Origin of the sequence: Halomonas sp. SIMBA_159 (assembly GCF_046536035.1) — a bacterium.
Classification (GTDB): domain Bacteria; phylum Pseudomonadota; class Gammaproteobacteria; order Pseudomonadales; family Halomonadaceae; genus Vreelandella; species Vreelandella venusta_A.
On record NZ_JAWJBT010000163.1, the window covers coordinates 1 to 375 of the forward strand.

The 375-nt window shown below is 66.1% G+C and carries 1 protein-coding gene; it reads right to left on the minus strand.

What is annotated here, in order from left to right; all coding sequences use genetic code 11:
* Positions 1–106: 106 nt before the first annotated feature.
* On the minus strand, positions 107–375 hold a 269-nt coding region (locus tag R0J87_RS18825; protein WP_498888115.1), incomplete at its 5' end, for a hypothetical protein.

The following is a 375-nucleotide window of genomic DNA, read 5'->3' on the forward strand; positions in this document are numbered from 1 at the left end:
GTCGCCAGGTGCGCGACGAGCTGCTCAAGGATCGCTGAGGGGTCGAACCCACCCGTCAGTCACCGGACCGGCCCCGGCCGTGGGCGAGTGCACCAGAAGTGGCTCGCTACTTCGTCGCGTTCGGGTGATGCGTGTGCACCTGCTCGATCAACACGTCGCCACCGTCGACGTAGAACCAGATTCGCGCATCACCCTGGGCGGTCGGCTTGTGCTGCCAGCGCTCGTGACGAGCGTTGCCGCGCTGGATGAACTGCAGCTCGCCTCGCAGCGGATAGTTCGTCGGTGTTCGCTCGAGAGGGCTTCCCGTGAGGAAGTCCCATGTATCGGCCATGGGGTTGCGGATGGTCGCGACGAGGTCGCGCCAACCCCTGCAGG